This window comes from Klebsiella sp. RIT-PI-d (genome assembly GCF_001187865.1).
Classification (GTDB): Bacteria; Pseudomonadota; Gammaproteobacteria; order Enterobacterales; family Enterobacteriaceae; genus Superficieibacter.
In genome coordinates this window covers 583,323-602,695 of record NZ_LGIT01000009.1, presented here as the reverse complement: position 1 = coordinate 602,695, position 19,373 = coordinate 583,323, and the positions used below count along the sequence as shown (strand labels likewise).

At 54.3% G+C, this 19,373-nt stretch carries 15 protein-coding genes and 1 pseudogene; 9 read left to right on the top strand and 7 right to left on the bottom strand.

Annotated elements, in window-relative coordinates; translation table 11 throughout:
- The first annotated feature begins 77 nt into the window (after positions 1-77).
- The 4 genes from cydD to infA all read left to right on the top strand — a co-directional run bounded on the left by cydD (position 78) and on the right by infA (position 4,805).
- Entirely contained in the window at positions 78-1,844 is a 1,767-nt protein-coding gene (gene cydD / locus AC791_RS09450; RefSeq protein WP_049840202.1) for a heme ABC transporter permease/ATP-binding protein CydD, read from the top strand.
- Entirely contained in the window at positions 1,845-3,566 is a 1,722-nt protein-coding gene (cydC, locus tag AC791_RS09445; RefSeq protein WP_049840201.1) for a heme ABC transporter ATP-binding protein/permease CydC, read from the top strand.
- A gap of 42 nt (positions 3,567-3,608) precedes the next feature.
- The gene (aat, locus tag AC791_RS09440; RefSeq protein ID WP_049840200.1) at positions 3,609-4,313 is read left to right on the top strand and encodes a leucyl/phenylalanyl-tRNA--protein transferase; all 705 of its coding nucleotides are present in this window, start codon (positions 3,609-3,611) and stop codon (positions 4,311-4,313) included.
- 273 nt (positions 4,314-4,586) lie between these two features.
- Positions 4,587-4,805: a translation initiation factor IF-1 gene (gene infA / locus AC791_RS09435; RefSeq protein WP_001040187.1), complete on the top strand. Its 219-nt coding sequence runs from the start codon at positions 4,587-4,589 to the stop codon at positions 4,803-4,805.
- Positions 4,806-5,016: 211 nt separating this feature from the next.
- Here the strand turns inward: infA and clpA are convergent, their stop codons facing one another.
- The 3 genes and pseudogenes from clpA to AC791_RS20770 form a co-directional block, all read right to left on the bottom strand.
- Complete coding sequence (gene clpA / locus AC791_RS09430) at positions 5,017-7,293, bottom strand: ATP-dependent Clp protease ATP-binding subunit ClpA (protein WP_049840199.1); 2,277 nt, start codon at positions 7,291-7,293, stop codon at positions 5,017-5,019.
- Positions 7,294-7,321: 28 nt separating this feature from the next.
- Complete coding sequence (clpS, locus tag AC791_RS09425) at positions 7,322-7,642, bottom strand: ATP-dependent Clp protease adapter ClpS (protein ID WP_049840198.1); 321 nt, start codon at positions 7,640-7,642, stop codon at positions 7,322-7,324.
- A 99-nt stretch (positions 7,643-7,741) separates the two neighbouring features.
- Positions 7,742-7,787 (bottom strand): annotated as a pseudogene (locus AC791_RS20770) (hypothetical protein).
- A 179-nt stretch (positions 7,788-7,966) separates the two neighbouring features.
- On the opposite strand from AC791_RS20770, the gene cspD reads away from it, so the two are divergent.
- Entirely contained in the window at positions 7,967-8,188 is a 222-nt protein-coding gene (cspD, locus tag AC791_RS09420) for a cold shock-like protein CspD (protein WP_049840197.1), read from the top strand.
- A gap of 68 nt (positions 8,189-8,256) precedes the next feature.
- Here the strand turns inward: cspD and macB are convergent, their stop codons facing one another.
- From macB to AC791_RS09405, 3 genes are all read right to left on the bottom strand, one after another.
- Positions 8,257-10,200 carry a macrolide ABC transporter ATP-binding protein/permease MacB gene (gene macB / locus AC791_RS09415; protein WP_049840196.1) on the bottom strand — a complete coding sequence of 648 codons (1,944 nt, stop codon included), beginning with the start codon at positions 10,198-10,200 and terminating at the stop codon, positions 8,257-8,259.
- Positions 10,197-11,312, bottom strand: a complete 1,116-nt coding sequence (gene macA / locus AC791_RS09410; protein ID WP_049840195.1) for a macrolide transporter subunit MacA — start codon at positions 11,310-11,312, stop codon at positions 10,197-10,199. Before macA ends, macB begins: the two co-directional genes overlap by 4 nt.
- A gap of 90 nt (positions 11,313-11,402) precedes the next feature.
- Positions 11,403-13,061: an ATP-dependent endonuclease gene (locus AC791_RS09405; RefSeq protein ID WP_049840194.1), complete on the bottom strand. Its 1,659-nt coding sequence runs from the start codon at positions 13,059-13,061 to the stop codon at positions 11,403-11,405.
- A gap of 203 nt (positions 13,062-13,264) precedes the next feature.
- Here AC791_RS09405 and AC791_RS09400 point away from each other — a divergent pair, with 203 nt between their 5' ends.
- The 3 genes from AC791_RS09400 (at position 13,265) to hcr (ending at position 16,940) form a co-directional block, all read left to right on the top strand.
- Complete coding sequence (locus AC791_RS09400) at positions 13,265-14,164, top strand: lysine exporter LysO family protein (RefSeq protein ID WP_049840193.1); 900 nt, start codon at positions 13,265-13,267, stop codon at positions 14,162-14,164.
- Positions 14,165-14,308: 144 nt separating this feature from the next.
- A complete protein-coding gene (gene hcp / locus AC791_RS09395) occupies positions 14,309-15,961 on the top strand; it encodes a hydroxylamine reductase (RefSeq protein WP_049840192.1) in 1,653 nt (550 codons plus the stop codon).
- Between the two features lie 10 nt (positions 15,962-15,971).
- Complete coding sequence (hcr, locus tag AC791_RS09390; RefSeq protein ID WP_049840191.1) at positions 15,972-16,940, top strand: NADH oxidoreductase; 969 nt, start codon at positions 15,972-15,974, stop codon at positions 16,938-16,940.
- 111 nt (positions 16,941-17,051) lie between these two features.
- On the opposite strand, the gene AC791_RS09385 is transcribed toward hcr, so the two are convergent.
- The gene (locus AC791_RS09385; protein ID WP_049840190.1) at positions 17,052-17,486 is read right to left on the bottom strand and encodes a DoxX family protein; all 435 of its coding nucleotides are present in this window, start codon (positions 17,484-17,486) and stop codon (positions 17,052-17,054) included.
- Positions 17,487-17,635: 149 nt separating this feature from the next.
- Between AC791_RS09385 and poxB the strand changes: the two genes are divergently transcribed.
- Complete coding sequence (gene poxB / locus AC791_RS09380) at positions 17,636-19,354, top strand: ubiquinone-dependent pyruvate dehydrogenase (RefSeq protein WP_049840189.1); 1,719 nt, start codon at positions 17,636-17,638, stop codon at positions 19,352-19,354.
- Positions 19,355-19,373: the final 19 nt, after the last annotated feature.

Here is a 19,373-nt window from a genome sequence, read left to right as displayed (position 1 = left end):
TATAGGTCGCCTTTATTTTTGCGTCGTTGTAACATTGCCGTGCCTGATATTCTAATAACTCACCTGCTAAGCACGTAATGAATAAAACCCGTCAACAAGAGTTAACCCGCTGGTTAAAACAGCAAAGTGTGATCTCCCGCCGCTGGCTGATGATGTCTCGTCTGCTGGGACTGGTGAGCGGCCTGTTAATTGTGGCCCAGGCCTGGATGCTGGCGCAGATCCTACAGCATATGATCATGGATAATATTCCGCGTGAAGCGCTTTTACTGCCCTTTATTCAATTGATCCTGATTTTTATTGTGCGCGCCTGGGTTGTCTGGCTGCGTGAAAAAGTCGGTTTTCACGCCGGACAACACATTCGATTTGCCCTACGCCGTCAGGTTCTGGACCGCCTGCAACAGGCCGGGCCGGCCTGGATTCAGGGTAAACCGGCAGGAAGCTGGGCAACATTAATTATCGAGCAGATCGACGATATGCACGATTACTATGCCCGCTATTTGCCACAAATGGCTCTGGCGACCTTTGTGCCACTGCTTATTGTGATCGCTATTTTCCCCTCTAACTGGGCAGCGGCACTGATCTTACTCGGCACCGCGCCGTTGATCCCTTTGTTTATGGCGATGGTCGGGATGGGTGCCGCTGATGCTAATCGACGTAATTTCCAGGCGCTGGCGCGGCTGAGCGGCCATTTCCTTGACCGCCTGCGTGGGATGGAAACCCTGCGCACATTCGGACGTGGCGATGCTGAGATTGATAATATTCGCCGGGCTTCGCAGGATTTTCGCCAGCGGACAATGGAAGTGCTGCGTCTCGCTTTTCTGTCCTCCGGGGTACTGGAATTTTTCGCCTCACTCTCCATCGCGTTAGTGGCGGTTTATTTTGGCTTCTCTTATCTTGGCGAGTTAAATTTTGGTCATTATGGCACGGGCGTTACGCTTGCTGCCGGGTTCCTCGCGCTGATCCTCGCTCCCGAATTCTTCCAGCCGCTGCGCGATCTCGGCACGTATTATCATGCTAAAGCGCAGGCAGTCGGCGCGGCAGACAGTCTGAAAACGTTTATGGAGGCCCCATTAGCCTCTCCTGAACGGGGTGAAAAGCAGCTTAATGCCCAGCAGGCTGTTTCACTTCGCGCCCGCGATGTAATGATTAAATCGCCGGAGGGTAAGGTTCTCGCCGGTCCTCTTAATTTTGACCTTGCAGCCGGACAACGCGTGGTGTTGATCGGCCAGAGCGGCTCGGGAAAAAGCTCACTTCTGAGCATGCTCTCTGGTTTTCTGCCTTATGACGGTTCGCTACTCATCAACGAGGTTGAATTACGCGAGCTGGAGCCTGAGCTCTGGCGTCAGCAGTTAAGCTGGGTAGGACAAAACCCGCAGCTTCCGGCGGCAACGATTCGCGATAACGTCTTACTGGCAAAACCTGATGCCTCTGAAGCGGAGCTGCATTCAGCTCTGGCGCGAGCATGGGTAAGCGAATTTACGCAACAGCTGCCACACGGCATTGATACGCAGCTTGTCGATCAGGCTGGAGGTTTGTCGGTGGGTCAGGCCCAGCGCGTCGCTGTGGCGCGTGCGCTGCTGACCCCGAGTCATTTATTACTCCTGGATGAACCCTCAGCCAGTCTTGACGCGCATAGCGAACAGCGCGTTATGCAGGCCCTCAACGAGGCCTCGCGACAACAAACCACCCTGATGGTGACTCATCAGCTTGAGGATCTGGCCGCGTGGGATTCCATCTGGGTGATGCAGGACGGGCAGATTGTCGAGCAGGGTCATTTTAGCGAGCTGACTGAGGCTAATGGTGCGTTTGCCAGCCTGCTTGCTCACCGTCAGGAGGATATTTAAATGCGCGTATTACGTCCTTATCTTGCGCTTTATAAACGGCACAAAGGGTTGCTGACGCTGGGTATTATTCTCGCGATTGTTACTCTGCTCGCCAGTATCGGGCTGTTAACCCTCTCCGGCTGGTTTTTATCCGCTTCCGCCGTCGCCGGATTTGCCGGCGCCTACACCTTCAACTACATGCTGCCCGCGGCGGGCGTACGCGGTGCGGCTATTATCCGTACTGCCGGACGTTATTTTGAGCGGCTGGTCAGCCATGATGCGACCTTCCGGGTACTTCAGCATCTGCGGGTGTTTACCTTCAGCAAAATCCTTCCGCTCTCGCCTGCCGGACTGGCCCGCTTTCGTCAGGGAGAGTTACTGAATCGTCTGGTAGCAGACGTCGATACGCTTGACCATCTCTATCTACGGGTGATTTCGCCGCTTATTGGTGCCCTGGTGGTGATCGTGGTTGTCACTTGTGGACTCAGCCTGATGGATATAACTCTGGCCCTCACTCTGGGCAGCATTATGCTTCTGACGCTGTTGCTGCTTCCGCCGCTGTTTTATCGTGCCGGCAAACCCGTCGGCGAGAGTCTGACCAGTTTGCGCGGACAATACCGGCAGCAGCTGACCGCCTGGCTTCAGGGGCAAGCGGAACTGTCGCTGTTTAATGCCAGTCACCGCTACCGTCAGCAGATGGAGAATACCGAATTAAGCTGGCATGATGCGCAGCGCAGACAGTCAGAGCTGACTGCCCTTTCACAAGCGCTGATGTTGTTGATCGGTGGCGCTGCCGTTGTCGTGATGTTGTGGATGGCCTCTGGCGGTGTGGGTGATAACGGCCGTCCTGGCGCGCTGATCGCCCTTTTTGTTTTCTGTGCGCTTGCCGCGTTTGAAGCCCTCGCGCCGGTGACCGGCGCATTCCAGCATCTTGGTCAGGTTATGGCCTCGGCCATCCGTCTCACGCAAATCATTGAGCAGCCGCCAGAAGTCGTTTTCAACGCACAGCCTGCCGCACCCCTGACAGCCGTCAGCCTTCAACTGCACGAGGTGACGTTTTGTTACCCGCAGCACGAACAGCCAGCACTAAATAACATCAGCCTGAATGTTGCTGCAGGCGAGCATATTGCGATCCTCGGTCGTACCGGCTGCGGTAAATCAACCTTGCTACAGCTGCTGACCCGGGCATGGGACCCTCAGCATGGGGAGCTATTGATCAACGGCTCCCCCGCTGCGGATCTCGATGAAACCACGCTGCGCCGCGCCATGACAATGGTACCCCAGCGCGTTCATCTTTTTAGCGCCACATTGCGGGACAATCTGCTGCTGGCTGCCCCAGAGGCTAGTGATGAAAAACTGGCTGCCGCCCTGACCCGCACCGGTCTTGAGAAGCTGCTGGAAGACGGTGGTTTAAACAGCTGGCTGGGGGAAGGCGGGCGTCAGCTTTCGGGCGGTGAACTGCGCCGTCTGGCCATTGCGCGGGCGCTACTGCATGATGCGCCGCTGCTGCTGCTTGATGAGCCGACGGAAGGACTGGATGCCACCACCGAAAGTCAAATTCTCGATCTTCTGGCAACCGTCGCTAAAGAAAAAACGCTGCTGATGGTGACGCATCGTCTGCGAGGGCTGGCGCGTTTTGATCGCATAATAGTGATGGACAACGGGCGCATTATTGAGCATGGTAATCACGCAGAATTGCTGGCGAACAAGGGGCGTTATTACCAGTTTAAACAGCGCCTGTAGACTATTATTGAGCGGTTCGTCTTGCGGTGGAGTAGCACTAACATGCGCCTGGTCCAGTTGTCCCGACATTCAATTGCGTTTCCCTCCCCCGAGGGTGCGCTGCGTGAACCTAATGGTTTACTGGCATTGGGCGGCGATCTTAGCCCTGCACGGCTATTAATGGCCTATCAGCACGGTATTTTTCCGTGGTTTTCGCCGGGCGATCCTATCTTATGGTGGTCGCCCGATCCGCGTGCCGTGCTATGGCCACAGCATTTTCATATTAGCCGCAGCATGAAGCGATTCCATAAAACGTCGCCTTATCGCGTGACGCTTAATCACGCTTTTGATCGGGTCATTGAAGCATGCGCACTCGACCGCGATGAAGGAACATGGATAACCCAGGAGATCATTCGCGCTTATCAGCGTTTGCATCAGCTGGGCCATGCGCATTCTATTGAGGTCTGGCGGGAGGATACGCTGGTGGGCGGAATGTATGGCGTCTGTCAGGGCGCACTATTTTGTGGCGAATCCATGTTCAGCCGGGCGGAAAATGCCTCTAAAACAGCGCTGCTAACCTTTTGCGCAGATTTCTGCCTTCATGGCGGGCAGCTGATCGACTGTCAGGTATTAAATAGCCATACCGCCTCCCTCGGCGCAGTCGAAATCCCTCGCCGCCACTATCTGGACTATCTTGAAAAGCTTCTGCCGTTGGCGCTGACCGCTGATTTCTGGCAGCCGCGTACGTTATTTATGCCTGAAGGGTAAATGTTTTCGGCACAATCTTTGTCAGGATGCTATAATCTTCGCGCAAAGTTGCTTTTGCCCATTGCCCCGCCACCGTTTGGGATCAGTTCGAACCAGGTTTTACCCTCGTCTCCCCTTTACGTTTGCGCTTGTCGTACGCCAAAGCCGTGTGCAGCAGAGCAATGCGCCAAAATTACTTTTTGCGTTTTATGCGCTGAAAACTTTACTTAATTGATGAACTTCGGCATTATCTTGCCGGTTCAAAACAATGGTAGTGATACCCCAGAGGACTAGATGGCCAAAGAAGACAATATCGAAATGCAGGGTACCGTTCTTGAAACGCTGCCTAATACTATGTTCCGCGTAGAACTGGAAAACGGTCACGTGGTTACTGCGCACATCTCCGGTAAAATGCGTAAAAACTACATCCGCATTCTGACGGGCGACAAAGTGACCGTCGAGCTGACCCCGTACGACCTGAGCAAAGGCCGCATTGTCTTCCGTAGTCGCTGATTGTTTTCACGCCCTGTAGCGGCGTACAGATACCGAAAGGCCGGGAATTTTCCCGGCCTTTTTTGTTTATTTTCCCGGATTAAGTCAGTCTATAAGCGGTCTGTTTTGACCTGGTTCTAATCCAGCCGGGCCTGAGAGTTTCATGCATTTTGACCATTAATAATAAAAAAGCGGACTGTCACCAGTCCGCTTTTATTACTTTAAACGTCACTTAATGCGCGGTTTCCGCTTTGCGCTTTTGCGCACTCTGGAAATCGTAGGTCAGCGCATTTTTCTCTTTATCCAGCGCCACAGTCACCTGCCCGCCGTCCACCAGCGAACCAAACAGCAGTTCGTTGGCCAGCGGTTTTTTCAGGTTATCCTGCACAATACGCGTCATTGGACGCGCGCCCATTGCCCGGTCGTAGCCTTTTTCTGCCAGCCAGTCGCGCGCTTCCTGGCTGACTTCCAGGGATACGCCTTTCTGGTCAAGCTGCACCTGAAGTTCGACAATGAACTTATCGACCACCTGGTGAATAACCTCGGTTGAGAGGTGATCAAACCAGATAATGTTGTCCAGACGGTTGCGGAACTCCGGCGTAAAGATCTTCTTGATCTCTTCCATCGCGTCAGTGCTGTTATCCTGGTGGATAAGCCCCATCGATTTACGTTCGGTTTCCCGTACTCCGGCGTTGGTGGTCATCACCAGTACCACATTACGGAAGTCCGCTTTACGACCGTTGTTGTCGGTCAGCGTCCCGTTGTCCATCACCTGCAACAGCAGATTAAAGACGTCAGGATGCGCTTTTTCAATTTCGTCCAGCAGCAGTACCGCGTGCGGATGTTTGATTACGGCATCCGTTAACAGCCCGCCCTGATCAAATCCCACGTATCCCGGAGGCGCACCAATCAGCCGGCTAACGGTATGACGCTCCATATACTCGGACATATCAAAGCGCAACAGTTCAATACCCAGCGCTTTTGACAACTGTACTGTGACTTCGGTTTTACCGACGCCTGTCGGTCCGGCAAACAGGAAGGACCCTACCGGTTTGTGGTCATGACCCAGTCCGGCGCGCGCCATCTTGATAGCTTCAGTCAGCGCTTCAATCGCTTTATCCTGCCCAAAGACCAGCATTTTCAGACGGTCGCCGAGGTTTTTCAGGGTATCGCGATCGCTTTGCGAGACGCTCTTCTCAGGAATACGCGCAATACGCGCGACGACAGATTCAATGTCGGCGACGTTAACGGTTTTCTTGCGTTTGCTCACTGGCATCAGGCGTGCGCGTGCACCCGCTTCATCAATAACGTCAATTGCCTTATCCGGCAGATGACGATCGTTGATGTATTTCACCGCCAGCTCTACCGCTGCGCGCACCGCTTTCGCGGTATAGCGTACATCGTGATGCGCTTCGTACTTCGGTTTCAAACCGTTGATGATCTGTACCGTTTCTTCCACCGAAGGCTCGGTTACATCGATTTTCTGGAAACGACGCGCCAGAGCCCGATCCTTTTCAAAGATGTTACTGAATTCCTGATAGGTAGTAGAGCCCATCACGCGGATTTTGCCGCTGGAAAGCAGGGGTTTGATAAGGTTAGCGGCATCGACCTGACCGCCGGATGCAGCACCTGCACCGATGATAGTGTGGATCTCGTCGATAAACAGAATACTGTTTTCATCCTGCTCAAGCTGTTTGAGCAACGCTTTGAAGCGCTTCTCAAAGTCACCACGGTATTTGGTGCCCGCCAGCAATGAGCCAATATCCAGCGAGTAGATGGTGCAATCAGCCATGATTTCCGGCACGTCGCCGCGCACAATACGCCAGGCCAGACCTTCCGCGATAGCCGTTTTACCGACGCCGGATTCACCGACCAGAAGCGGGTTGTTTTTACGACGACGGCACAATACCTGGATCGCGCGTTCAAGTTCTTTATCGCGACCAATCAGCGGATCAATACCGCCTACGCGAGCAAGCTGGTTGAGGTTGGTTGTGAAATTTTCCATCCGATCCTCCCCGCCTGCTTGTTCTTCTGCGCCGGGCTGGCTTCCCTGATCTGAAGACTGGCTCGGCTCGTCTTTACGGGTGCCGTGAGAGATGAAATTCACCACATCAAGGCGGCTGACTTCATGTTTACGTAACAGGTAGGCGGCCTGCGATTCTTGTTCGCTAAAGATGGCCACGAGGACGTTCGCCCCGGTCACTTCACTGCGACCAGAAGACTGAACGTGGAAAACCGCGCGCTGCAGGACCCGCTGGAAGCTGAGCGTCGGCTGCGTGTCGCGCTCCTCTTCGCTGACGGGCAGCACCGGAGTAGTTTGTTCGATGAAGGCCTCAAGTTCCTGACGCAGTGCCACCAGGTCTACGGTGCACGCTTCAAGTGCCTCGCGGGCAGATGGGTTACTGAGCAACGCGAGCAGCAAGTGCTCTACGGTCATAAACTCGTGTCGGTGCTCGCGCGCTCTGGCGAAAGCCATGTTTAAACTGAGTTCCAGTTCCTGGTTGAGCATTGGGCACCCCCCTCAATAGTTTGCCTTATCAGGCTTTTTCCAGCGTACACAGCAACGGATGCTCGTTCTCCTTTGCATAGTTGTTCACCATCACCACTTTCGTCTCCGCGACCTCGGCGGTAAAGACCCCACAAATGGCTTTACCCTGATAGTGAACGGTAAGCATCAGTTGCGTTGCACGTTCTACATCATAAGAAAAGAACTTTTGCAGCACGTCAATAACAAATTCCATCGGCGTGTAATCATCGTTCATTAATATAACTTTATACATAGATGGCGGTTTTAGCGCGTCGCGTAGCTCATCTTCTGTAATTTGATCAAAATCCAGCCAGTCTCTTGCTTTACTCATTGTCAGTCGTCATCTTCAGTTACGGTTACCGTTTCGCTTTTACCACCGCTGACATGAGTCTATGCATGCTATGAATCTACAACAGATATTAGATAACTATCATCTATCGTTATCATCCGCGACTTCTGTCACATTCCTGGTCAATAGCGTTAACTGCTTCAAATTTTAACGCATTTTACCCGGTTCTACTTCGTGAATCGCTTGACGCGATGCCTGATTTCTCTAAATTGTACAGGCCGGAGTTGATGAGGTTTTGAACAACTCCCATTCCAGCACCGGTTCGTTCCATCTTACTTGCAAAAGATCTATGAAGGATGTCGAAGCATGGAAACGGGTATAGTTAAGTGGTTTAACAATGCCAAAGGGTTTGGCTTTATCTGCCCCGAGGGCGGCGGCGAGGATATTTTCGCCCATTATTCAACCATTCAAATGGATGGCTACAGAACGCTTAAAGCCGGGCAATCCGTCCGGTTTGATGTTCACGAGGGACCAAAAGGCAATCATGCCAGCCTGATCGTCCCCTTCGAAGCTGAAGCCGCTGCATAGCTTATCAACTTCATTGTGTACATCCCACCGTCAAAATGCCAGCCTTTATCACTGGCATTTTTTTATGCTTACTCGCGGGCGAGCGCGTCGACAGGATCGAGCCGGGCCGCATTACGCGCCGGCAGCCAGCCAAACAGCACGCCGGTAAGGGTAGAACACAGAAACGCGGTCAATAGCGCGACGGGAGAAAAACCAATTTCCCAGCCCGGCAAAAAGAGCTGTAGCGTAAAAGCAATTAGCATCGACAGGCTCACACCCAGTGCACCGCCAACCAGACAGACCAGCACCGCCTCAATTAAAAACTGCTGCAATACGTCGCTGGCCCTCGCCCCAACTGCCATACGAATGCCGATTTCCCGCGTCCGCTCGGTAACCGACACCAGCATAATATTCATCACGCCGATCCCGCCGACCAGCAGCGAAATAACCGCCACCAGCGTCAGGAACATCTGAAGAGTACGTGTGGTCTTTTCCGCCGTTTTCAAGACGCTATCCATATTCCAGGTGAAGAAATCCTTTCTGCCATGACGTAAGGTCAGCAAACGCGTCAGCTGCTGCTCTGCCTGAGCACTCTCGTAACCGTCGTTAACCCGCACCGTAATGGAGTTAAGCCAGGACTGGCCCATAATTCTTCCGGCCATGGTGGTGTACGGCAGCCAGACGCGGAGGATTTTGCTGCTGCCAAACATCGACTGTTTCTCCTCCGCCACGCCGATAACCGTGGCTGGCATATTACCGACCAGGATAATTTCGCCGACCACGTGAGTTTTATTGGGGAAAAGCTGACGTCGGGTATTGCTGTCGAGGACTGCCACCTGCGCACGCCCTTTCAACTGTTCGTCGTTAAACGTGGTACCTTCGCTGAAGGTCATCCCGTAAACATTAAAATACTGCCCGCTCACGCCGTTGGCGCTGGCCGCCATATCCAGATTGTTGTAGCGCAGCCGCAGACTTTGTGAAACCGCAGGCGTCGCCGACTTTACCCACGGCTGTTTCTGAATAGCGGCCAGATCGTCATATTTGAGTGACTGCTGATACTGCGGATCGTCATCGCCATAATCTTTTCCGGGATAGACATCAATAGTATTGGTGCCTATTGCGCGGATATCCGCCAGTACCAACTCTTTAGCGGCATCACCGACAACCACAATCGACACCACAGAGGCAATGCCAATAATGATCCCCAGCATGGTGAGCAACGTGCGCATTTTATTCGCCGCCATCGCCAGCCATGCCATCGTAAGGGCTTCACGAAAGCTGCTGCAAAACTGCCGCCAGCCGGAAACCGGCCCCTGGTGGATCTGGTTTAGCGGCGCGGAGGCGGTTGTTTTCGCCGGCGGATTACTGATAATTTCGCCATCGCGGATTTCAATGATCCGTTCCGCCTGCGCAGCCACATCAGGATCGTGGGTGACGATGATTACCGTATGCCCGCGATCGCGTAGCTGATGGAGGATCGCCATGACTTCTTCACCGGAACGGCTGTCCAGCGCGCCGGTGGGTTCATCGGCCAGGATCACCTGACCGCCGTTCATCAGGGCGCGGGCGATACTAACGCGCTGCTGCTGGCCGCCTGAAAGCTGGGAGGGCTGGTAATCCGCCCGTTCCGCAAGCCCCAGCCGCTCAAGAAGCGCCCGCGCCCGTTTTAAACGCACGGCGCGCTCTGTCCCGGCGTACACCGCCGGAACCTCTACGTTTTGCGCAGCGCTAAGATGAGACAACAAATGATAGCGCTGGAAGATAAAGCCAAAATGTTCGCGGCGCAGGCGTGCCAGCGCGTCGCCGTCAAGAGTAGCAATATCGGTTCCGGCCACCCGGTAAGTCCCGCCGGTTGGCTTATCCAGGCAGCCAATAATATTCATCAGGGTCGACTTGCCGGAGCCTGAAGCGCCCACAATCGCCACCATTTCTCCGGCTTCAATGCGCAGCGAAACGCCTTTCAGCACGTCAACGCTGCCCTCCCCTGATGAATAGCTGCGGCGAATGCCCGTCAGTTCAAGCAGTGCCGTCACGGTTTATCTCCCGGCTGCTTTTCACCCACAATTACTTCATCGCCTTCTTCCAGTCCTTTCACCACTTCAACGCTGGTGTCATTGCGTGCACCGAGGATCACTTCACGATCGTGGGCTTCACCGTTGCGCAGCAAACGTACGTTATAACGATTATCACCGGTCGCATCGCCAAGCGCCGAAAGGGGAATGGTCAGCACATTACGCACGCCGGAAAGCTGAATATGAACCTGAGCGGTCATCTCCAGACGGAGTATGCCTTTCGGGTTTGGCACTTCAAAACGGGCGTAGTAGAAAATGGCATCGTTGACCTTTTCCGGCGTCGGGAGAACGTCTTTTAGCGTCCCTTCGTAGCGGGTGAGCGGATCACCCAGCACCGTAAACCACGCCTTAAGGCCAGGCTTCAGGTGGATAACATCGGCTTCGGACACCTGAGCTTTCACCAGCATGGTGCTGAGATCGGCAAGCGTCAGGATATTCGGGGCCTGCTGGGCGGCAATCACCGTTTGCCCCTGCTTGGTGGTGATCTCCGTTACCTCGCCGGCCATGGGCGCGACGATCCGGGTATAGTCGAGGTTGGTTTTCGCCGTACTGAGCGTTGCCTGATTACGCTGTATTTGCGCGTCGAGGGTGCCTATTTGCGCCTGCTTAACTTCAAGCTCGGTGGCCGCGGTGTCCAGATCCTGGCGTGAAATCGCCTGAGTACGCGCCAGTTGCTGTTGACGACCAAGCGTGACCTTCGCCAGCTGCATTTCAGCCACCGCCTGACGACGCTGCGCGCGCAGTTCCATTAACGTGGCTTCGACTTCCTTAATCTGGTTTTCGGCCTGCTCGGGATCGATAACCCCTAATAGCCGATCTTTTTCTACCTTGTCGCCAATATTGACCGACAGGGTTTTCAGCTGCCCACTAACCTGTGCGCCGACATCGACTTTACGCAGGGCGTCCAGTTTTCCGGTAGCCAGCACCGCCTGCTCAAGATTGCCCTTACGTACAATCAGGGTCTGGTACTGCGGTTGCGGCGCATTAAGCTTATGCCACAGCCAGGCAGCGGCTATCACCATGATAACCACCAGCAGTAACCAGCGTTTTTTGCCTTTTCCCTTTAAATTCATAAAAATTCCAGATACCTGAGCTTTTAATGCGAGGCGCTAATTCTATCGCAATCCGCTATCAACGAAAGGTTAATGATACGCAATAAACTGTTAATCAGCGCGTCCACGAGCCAGCCACAGCACCCGCGAGAACATTTTTCGCAGTAAGACCGGAATAGACTCCGTGCCGCGCCGTCCCGCCTCCATGGCCACTTCGATCGCCAGATCCGGCTTTGATGAGCGGTGAATCGCTTTAGTAATGATACGCCGCGGGTTTATCGACGCCGTTTCCGGGATCTGCGCTACCCGGTAGTAAACGTCAGCAAATCCCTGGCGATACATAAAATGCTCCATATCCAGCGCAGGCAGCGCGGTTAAATGGTCGCGCTCCTGCTGATGGTCGTTATTGAGTAATCCGCGCACGGTCGAGGCGTATTTTTTCCCGGCCTCATCACCGTCCACCAGTACGTGCCATTCAATTCCCATGCGGCGGGCGAACTTGATTAGCGGTTTTAACCCGGATTGGGCAAACTCAATCACCTTCACCCCTTCCGCATCAAAGTGGTGACCGCACTGGCGCGCCAGTTCATTGATGACCCAGGTTTCCGTCTCACCCTCGACCAGCAGCCAGCAGCGGGCAAACAGCGATGACGGACGATTAAAACGAATATGAAAGGCAATTCGTCGGCCGTCTTCAGCGCTCAGTCCTCCCGGCCCCAGCCGCCAGGCTGCTACCCGCGATGACTCGCGCACCAGTCGGCAGACATGCTCGACCGGCGTCAGCGATAACAGTTCGCCAGAGTTGGTGGTCGTCACCTGCTGGAGCGGCAACAGGTTCAGTAAACGCCAGGCGACAGAGAGCATAATTGGATGTAGCCGGGTTTCCGGATCTTCAATCAGCAATAACGGACGAGCATCCCTGTCCAGCCTGACCGTGCCTTTTGCCTGTAACAGCGTAGAAAACAGCCTAAGCAGGATCACCCGATGGCTACGTCCGCCGGGGCTGTCGATCATCCGGTTAATAATATCCAGATAGCGCCAGCTCTGCTGTTCATTACGCGAACGGCGGCGGTTCACGCGATGCCGGGTTTCTCCTGCGCTGTGCTCGGCAAAATAATGCTCCAGCAACTGGGCCATGGCCGACAATCCCTGACGGAGCTGTGCGTCAGACAGGTTTTGTGGCCTGTCGACCAGTTCGCGGGTCAGGAAGTCCAGCTGGCGGGCAGTCGCCTCTATCGGCGGGAAATCCGCGACGGTACCCTGACGAATTCGTCGCATAAAACGGGCGTCACGCAGGCGCAGGACGGGCATCAGGCGTATCAGATGACGCGCCATGTCGTCGATCCCGACGAGCGATAGCGGATGACCGTCAGCATTGAGAAAACCGCGCAACGTCATTACCGCGTCATCGTCCGCCAGCTCCCCTTCCAGCCGGTAAAAAATTCGCTGATACCCATCGTCACCCGGTACCCAGCAGGGGGAAAGCGCGTGGAAACGGTGGGCATGGTGGCGGCCAGGAAAGGCCTCACGAAAGGTCAGAATGATGTGCAGATGATGCTCACGCCCCGCCACGTCGCCCGCAGGAAACCAGAAGTCATCAGGCACAAAATGATAGAGTTCACTACCCGGTGCAAGGATCAGCGTCAGCGCGTCCAGCAGGCTGGATTTACCCCACGCGTTTTCACCGATCAGAACATTGTTCTCTTCGAGCATCAATGATAAACGATTGATCCCGCGAAAACCGACGATATCCACACGTTCAAGAAGCATAAATTCTCCTTAACTTTGGTTATATCCCTGTAGTTGATTGTATATCACCCATTTTCTTTTCCGGCACTGTTTTGCCGCGTTCGCCTGGCGCAGCACGCCAGGCGTTTTGCATAATTTTTCTTTTTTATTGCACCTTTACTCACCTGGCGCTTTTGGGTAGTGTCAACAAGCACTATTATTTATTAAGAAGGGACTGGGGTTTCATGTTGTCGGGTCTGTTAATTATTCTTTTGCCGTTGATTTTGGGCTATTTAATTCCTCTGCGCTACACCGCCGCGCTTAAAATTATTAATCGCTTATTAAGCTGGATTGTCTACGTTATTCTTTTTTTCATGGGCATAAGTCTGGCGTTTCTCGATAATTTGACGAGTAATCTGCTGGCTATTTTTTACTATTCTGCGGTCAGTGTGGCCGTTATTTTACTGTGTAATATTGCTGCCCTGGTCTGGCTCGAACGCATGTTGCCGTGGCGGCATCGTCATCAGCAGGAAAAGTTACCCTCGCGTATCGCGATGGCGCTGGAGTCATTAAAACTGTGCGGCGTAGTGATCCTTGGCTTTGCCCTCGGTCTGACTCATCTCCCGGTTTTACAACATGCCACCGAGGCCAGCGAATATACGCTAATCTTTTTGCTGTTTTTAATTGGCGTCCAGCTGCGTAATAACGGTATGACGCTAAGGCAAATTGTGCTTAACCGCCGCGGCATGATTGTCGGGGTGATGGTGGTGGCAAGCTCTATGGTCGGCGGCGCGCTTAACGCGTTTTTACTCGACCTGCCGCTGCGAACCAGTCTGGCAATGGCCTCCGGCTTCGGCTGGTATTCACTCTCCGGGATATTGCTTACCGAAGCCTTCGGTCCGGTGATTGGCAGCGCCGCCTTTTTTAACGATCTGGCGCGCGAACTTATTGCCATTATGCTCATTCCGGGGCTGGTACGCCGCAGCCGGTCAACCGCGCTGGGGTTATGCGGCGCGACGTCAATGGACTTCACCCTGCCCGTTCTGCAACGCTCAGGCGGACTGGAAATTGTCCCTGCCGCCATTGTTCACGGCTTTCTGCTGAGTTTACTGGTCCCTCTGCTAATGGCGTTCTTCACCGCCTGATACTCCTTTGGCGGTAGACACCTGCCGCCAAAATTGCGCTAAATCAATCTCGCTGTAATTTGCATGACAAACTCCTTTTCAGCCGCCGTTCAGCGGCATAACCTTAAACATGTATTTTAAATATAACTTTAAAAAGGTGTGACCATGTTTTGTGTGCAATGTGAACAAACCATCCGTACTCCGGCAGGGAACGGCTGCTCCTATGCGCAGGGTATGTGCGGAAAAACAGCCGAAACCTCAGACTTACAGGATTTGCTGATTGCCGCGTTACAGGGGCTCTCTGCCTGGGCCAGTAAAGCGCGTGAATACGGCATTATCGATCACTATATTGATAACTTTGCCCCGCGCGCGTTCTTCTCCACGCTGACTAACGTTAACTTCGATTCACCCCGTATCGTTGGCTACGCGCGCGAAGCGATTGCGTTGCGCGAGGCGCTGAAAGCCCAATGTCTGAATAAAGATGCCCACGCCCGGGTAGACAATCCGATGGCGGATTTGCAGCTGTTCAGCGACGATTTAGGCGACCTGCAACGCCAGGCGGCAGAATTTACGCCAAATAAAGATAAACCCGAAATCGGCGAGAATATTCTGGGCCTGCGTCTGCTGTGCCTGTACGGCCTGAAAGGGGCAGCGGCTTATATGGAGCACGCGCACGTTCTCGGCCAGTATGACAATGATATTTACGCGCAGTACCACAACATCATGGCGTGGCTGGGCACCTGGCCTTCTGAAATGAACGCTCTGCTTGAGTGCTCAATGGAAATTGGCCAGATGAATTTCAAGGTAATGAGCATTCTGGACGCCGGGGAAACCACCAAATATGGTCATCCGACGCCGACGCAGGTCAACGTGAAGGCCACTGCGGGAAAATGCATTCTGATTTCCGGTCACGATTTAAAAGACTTGTACACTCTGCTGGAGCAGACCGAAGGTACCGGCGTTAACGTTTATACCCACGGCGAAATGCTGCCTGCGCACGGTTACCCGGAATTGCGCAAATTTAAACACCTGATCGGTAATTACGGCAGCGGCTGGCAGAACCAGCAGGTGGAATTTGCCCGCTTCCCTGGCCCTGTCGTAATGACCTCGAACTGTATTATCGACCCGACCGTGGGTGCCTATGACGATCGTATCTGGACCCGCAGCATCGTCGGCTGGCCAGGCGTCAGCCATCTTGAAGGAGATGACTTTGCTCCTGTTATTACTCAGGCTCAGCAAATGGCGGGCTTCCCGTACAGCGAAATCCCGCACCTGATCACCGTAGGTTTTGGTCGCCAGACCCTGCTGGGCGCAGCGGATACGCTGATTGATCTGGTGAGCCGTGAAAAACTGCGCCACATTTTCCTGGTGGGCGGCTGTGACGGCGCGCGCGGAGAGCGTAACTATTTTACCGATTTCGCCACCAGCGTACCGGACGACTGTCTGATCCTGACTCTGGCCTGCGGCAAATACCGTTTTAACAAGCTGGAGTTCGGCGATATCGAAGGCCTGCCGCGTCTGGTCGACGCCGGCCAGTGTAACGATGCTTACTCTGCAATTATTCTTGCCGTCACGCTGGCAGAAAAACTGGGCTGTGGCGTCAACGATCTGCCGCTGTCTCTGGTACTCTCCTGGTTCGAGCAAAAAGCGATTGTGATCCTGCTGACTCTGCTTTCTCTGGGCGTGAAAAACATCGTCACCGGCCCGACAGCGCCGGGCTTCTTCACCCCGGATCTACTGGCGATCCTAAATGAGAAATTTGGCCTGCGTTCCGTGACGACGGTTGAAGAAGATATGAAGCAACTGCTGAGCGCGTAAGGAGGAAAATATGACAATGCCAACCCAGCAATGCCCGTGGCGGATGCAGGTTCATCATATTCAGCAGGAAACGCCGGATGTCTGGACCATTTCGTTGCTGTGCCACGACTATTATCCGTATCGTGCCGGACAGTATGCGCTGGTCAGCGTGCGTCATTCTGCGGATACGCTGCGTGCCTATACCCTTTCCTCGACGCCAGGCGTCAGCGAATATATCACGCTGACCGTACGCCGAATTGATGAAGGTGCTGGTTCACAGTGGCTCACCCGGGAGATAAAACGCGGCGACTATCTTTGGCTATCCGATGCAATGGGTGATTTCACCTGCGAAGATAAAGCCGATGATAAGTTCCTGATGCTGGCTGCCGGATGCGGCGTAACACCCATAATGTCAATGCGGCGCTGGCTGGCAAAATACCGTCCGCAGGCCGATGTGCAGGTGATTTTTAACGTACGTTCACCGCAGGATGTTATTTTTGCCGATGAGTGGCGGCAGTATGCGGTCACGCTGGTGGCAGAAAACAACGCGACTCACGGCTTTGTGTCCGGTCGTCTGACGGCGGACCTGCTAAAAAGCGTGCCGGATCTGGCTTCCCGCACCGTAATGACCTGCGGCCCGGCCCCGTATATGGAGAAGGTCGAACAGGAGATCGGGGCGCTTGGCGTGACGCGCTTTTTCAAAGAAAAGTTCTTCACCCCGGTGGCCAGCGCGACCACTGAAGGTCTGAAGTTCACCAAATTGCAGCCGGCAAAAACGTTTTACGCTCCAGTCGGCAGCACGCTTCTGGACGCGCTGGAAAGCAACGCGGTCCCGGTGACGGTTGCCTGTCGGGCCGGCGTGTGCGGATGCTGCAAAACCAAAGTGGTTTCCGGAGAGTATACCGTCAGCAGTACCATGACGCTGAGCGATGCGGAAGTTGCCGACGGCTATGTGCTGGCCTGTTCCTGCCATCCGCAGGGCGATCTGGTTCTGGCCTGACTCCCCTTACTGCCGGATGGCGCGGCGCTTATCCGGCATGGGCATCAACTGGCGCCCTTCTCGCGCCAGGCCCGGTACGCGCTACCGGGCAACACGCACAAAGGTGAGCGTTTATCGCCACGCCGGATCGCGCGCCACCGAATACCGCCCGGCCCCCATAAAAGCAATCGCCAGCCCGCCAATAAAGAAATAAACGATATTTTCAATGGCCCACGCTCCGGTTTTATCCAGCATCCAGGTGTGGTGTATGCCGACCATCAGCCAGGCCACCAGCATGGTGAATGACAGCACCAGCGCAGCCGGTCGCGTCAACAGGCCAACGATAATCAGGCACGGGACCAGCACTTCACCAATCAGTACACCCCAGGCAACAATCCCCGGCAGCCCCTGGGCGATGACCATCGCACGAATACCCTCAATGCCATCGAGCAGCTTGTGTACGCCATGAAACAGCATCAATCCCCCGACGGCCAGGCGTAACAGAAGCTTACCAAAATCTTCATGTGAAAGCGTGCGATTGACGGCTATTAACACTTTCTTAACCATTTGAAATGCCTCTTGTTTTAAATGCGATCGTGTCACATTACGCCTTCCTGAAAACGAAAGATAGCACCTCTGCACCAGGCGGTTTACACGCGAAGCAGTAAATCTGACCTAAGCTTGTAAGCGGTATCATATAGAGGAGATGGAAACCCATGAAACAAACCGTTGCCGCTTATCTGGCTAAAACACTGGAGCAGGCGGGTGTTAAACGTATCTGGGGGGTGACAGGCGATTCCCTGAATGGCCTGAGTGACAGCCTGAATAAAATGGGCACCATAGACTGGATGTCTACCCGTCATGAAGAGGTTGCGGCGTTTGCCGCTGGCGCGGAAGCGCAACTCACCGGCGAACTGGCCGTATGCGCGGGTTCATGCGGGCCGGGAAACCTGCACTTAATTAACGGTCTGTTTGACTGTCATCGCAACCACGTTCCGGTTCTGGCCATCGCGGCGCATATTCCTTCCAGTGAGATCGGCAGCGGTTACTTTCAGGAAACTCATCCACAGGAGCTGTTTCGCGAATGCAGCCACTACTGCGAAATGGTGACCTCTCCTGAGCAGATCCCTCAGGTCCTTGCCATTGCATTGCGTAAAGCGGTGCTTAATCGCGGCGTATCGGTGATTGTATTGCCCGGCGATGTTGCGCTTCAGGCCGCACCGGAAAATGCCAGTAGCCACTGGTACCCTGCTCCGCAGCCGGTGGTCACCCCCGCTGAGGAAGAACTCAAAAAACTGGCCCAGCTTCTGCGCTACTCCAGCAAAATTGCGCTACTGTGCGGCAGCGGCTGCGCCGGGGCACATGCTGAACTGGTAGAATTCGCCGGGAAAATAAAAGCGCCCATTGTTCACGCCCTGCGCGGCAAAGAGCACGTGGAATACGATAACCCGTATGACGTGGGGATGACCGGTTTGATTGGCTTCACGTCGGGCTTCCATACCATGATGAATGCTGACACCCTGGTGCTGCTCGGGACCCAGTTCCCCTATCGCGCCTTTTACCCAACCGATGCCAAAATCATCCAGATTGATATCAATCCGGGCAGCATCGGGGCGCACAGTAAGGTCGATATGGCGCTGATTGGCGATATTAAAGCGACCCTGACTGCCCTGCTGCCGCTGCTGGAAGCGAAAAGCGATACGCGTTTTCTGGATAAAGCACTGGAGGACTATCGCGAGGCGCGTAAAGATCTGGATAAACTTGCCGAGCCCAGCGAAAAAGCCATTCACCCGCAGTACCTGGCGCAGCAAATCAGCCGCTATGCTGACGACGACGCCATCTTCACCTGCGATGTCGGGACGCCAACGGTATGGGCCGCTCGCTACCTGAAAATGAACGGTCAGCGGCGACTACTCGGTTCGTTCAATCATGGTTCAATGGCTAATGCCATGCCGCAGGCCATTGGTGCGCAGGCGTCTGCACCTAATCGTCAGGTAGTTGCCCTGTGCGGCGACGGTGGATTTAGCATGTTAATGGGCGACTTCTTGTCGGTCATACAGTTAAAACTGCCGATCAAAATCGTCGTCTTTAATAACAGCTCGCTCGGTTTTGTGGCTATGGAGATGAAAGCCGGAGGCTATCTGACGGACGGCACCGATTTCCATGACACTAACTTTGCGCGCATTGCAGATGCCTGTGGGATGACCGGTATTCGCGTTGAAAACGCCGCAGACATTGACGACGCCCTGCAACGCGCCTTTACCACTGACGGTCCGGTACTGGTCGATGTGGTGGTTGCCAAAGATGAGCTGGCTATGCCTCCGCAAATTAAGCTTGAGCAGGCGAAGGGGTTCAGCCTCTATATGTTGCGCGCGATCATTAACGGACGCGGTGACGAGATACTGGAACTGGCAAAAACCAACTGGCTGAGGTAAAAAAGAAGGCATCATCCTG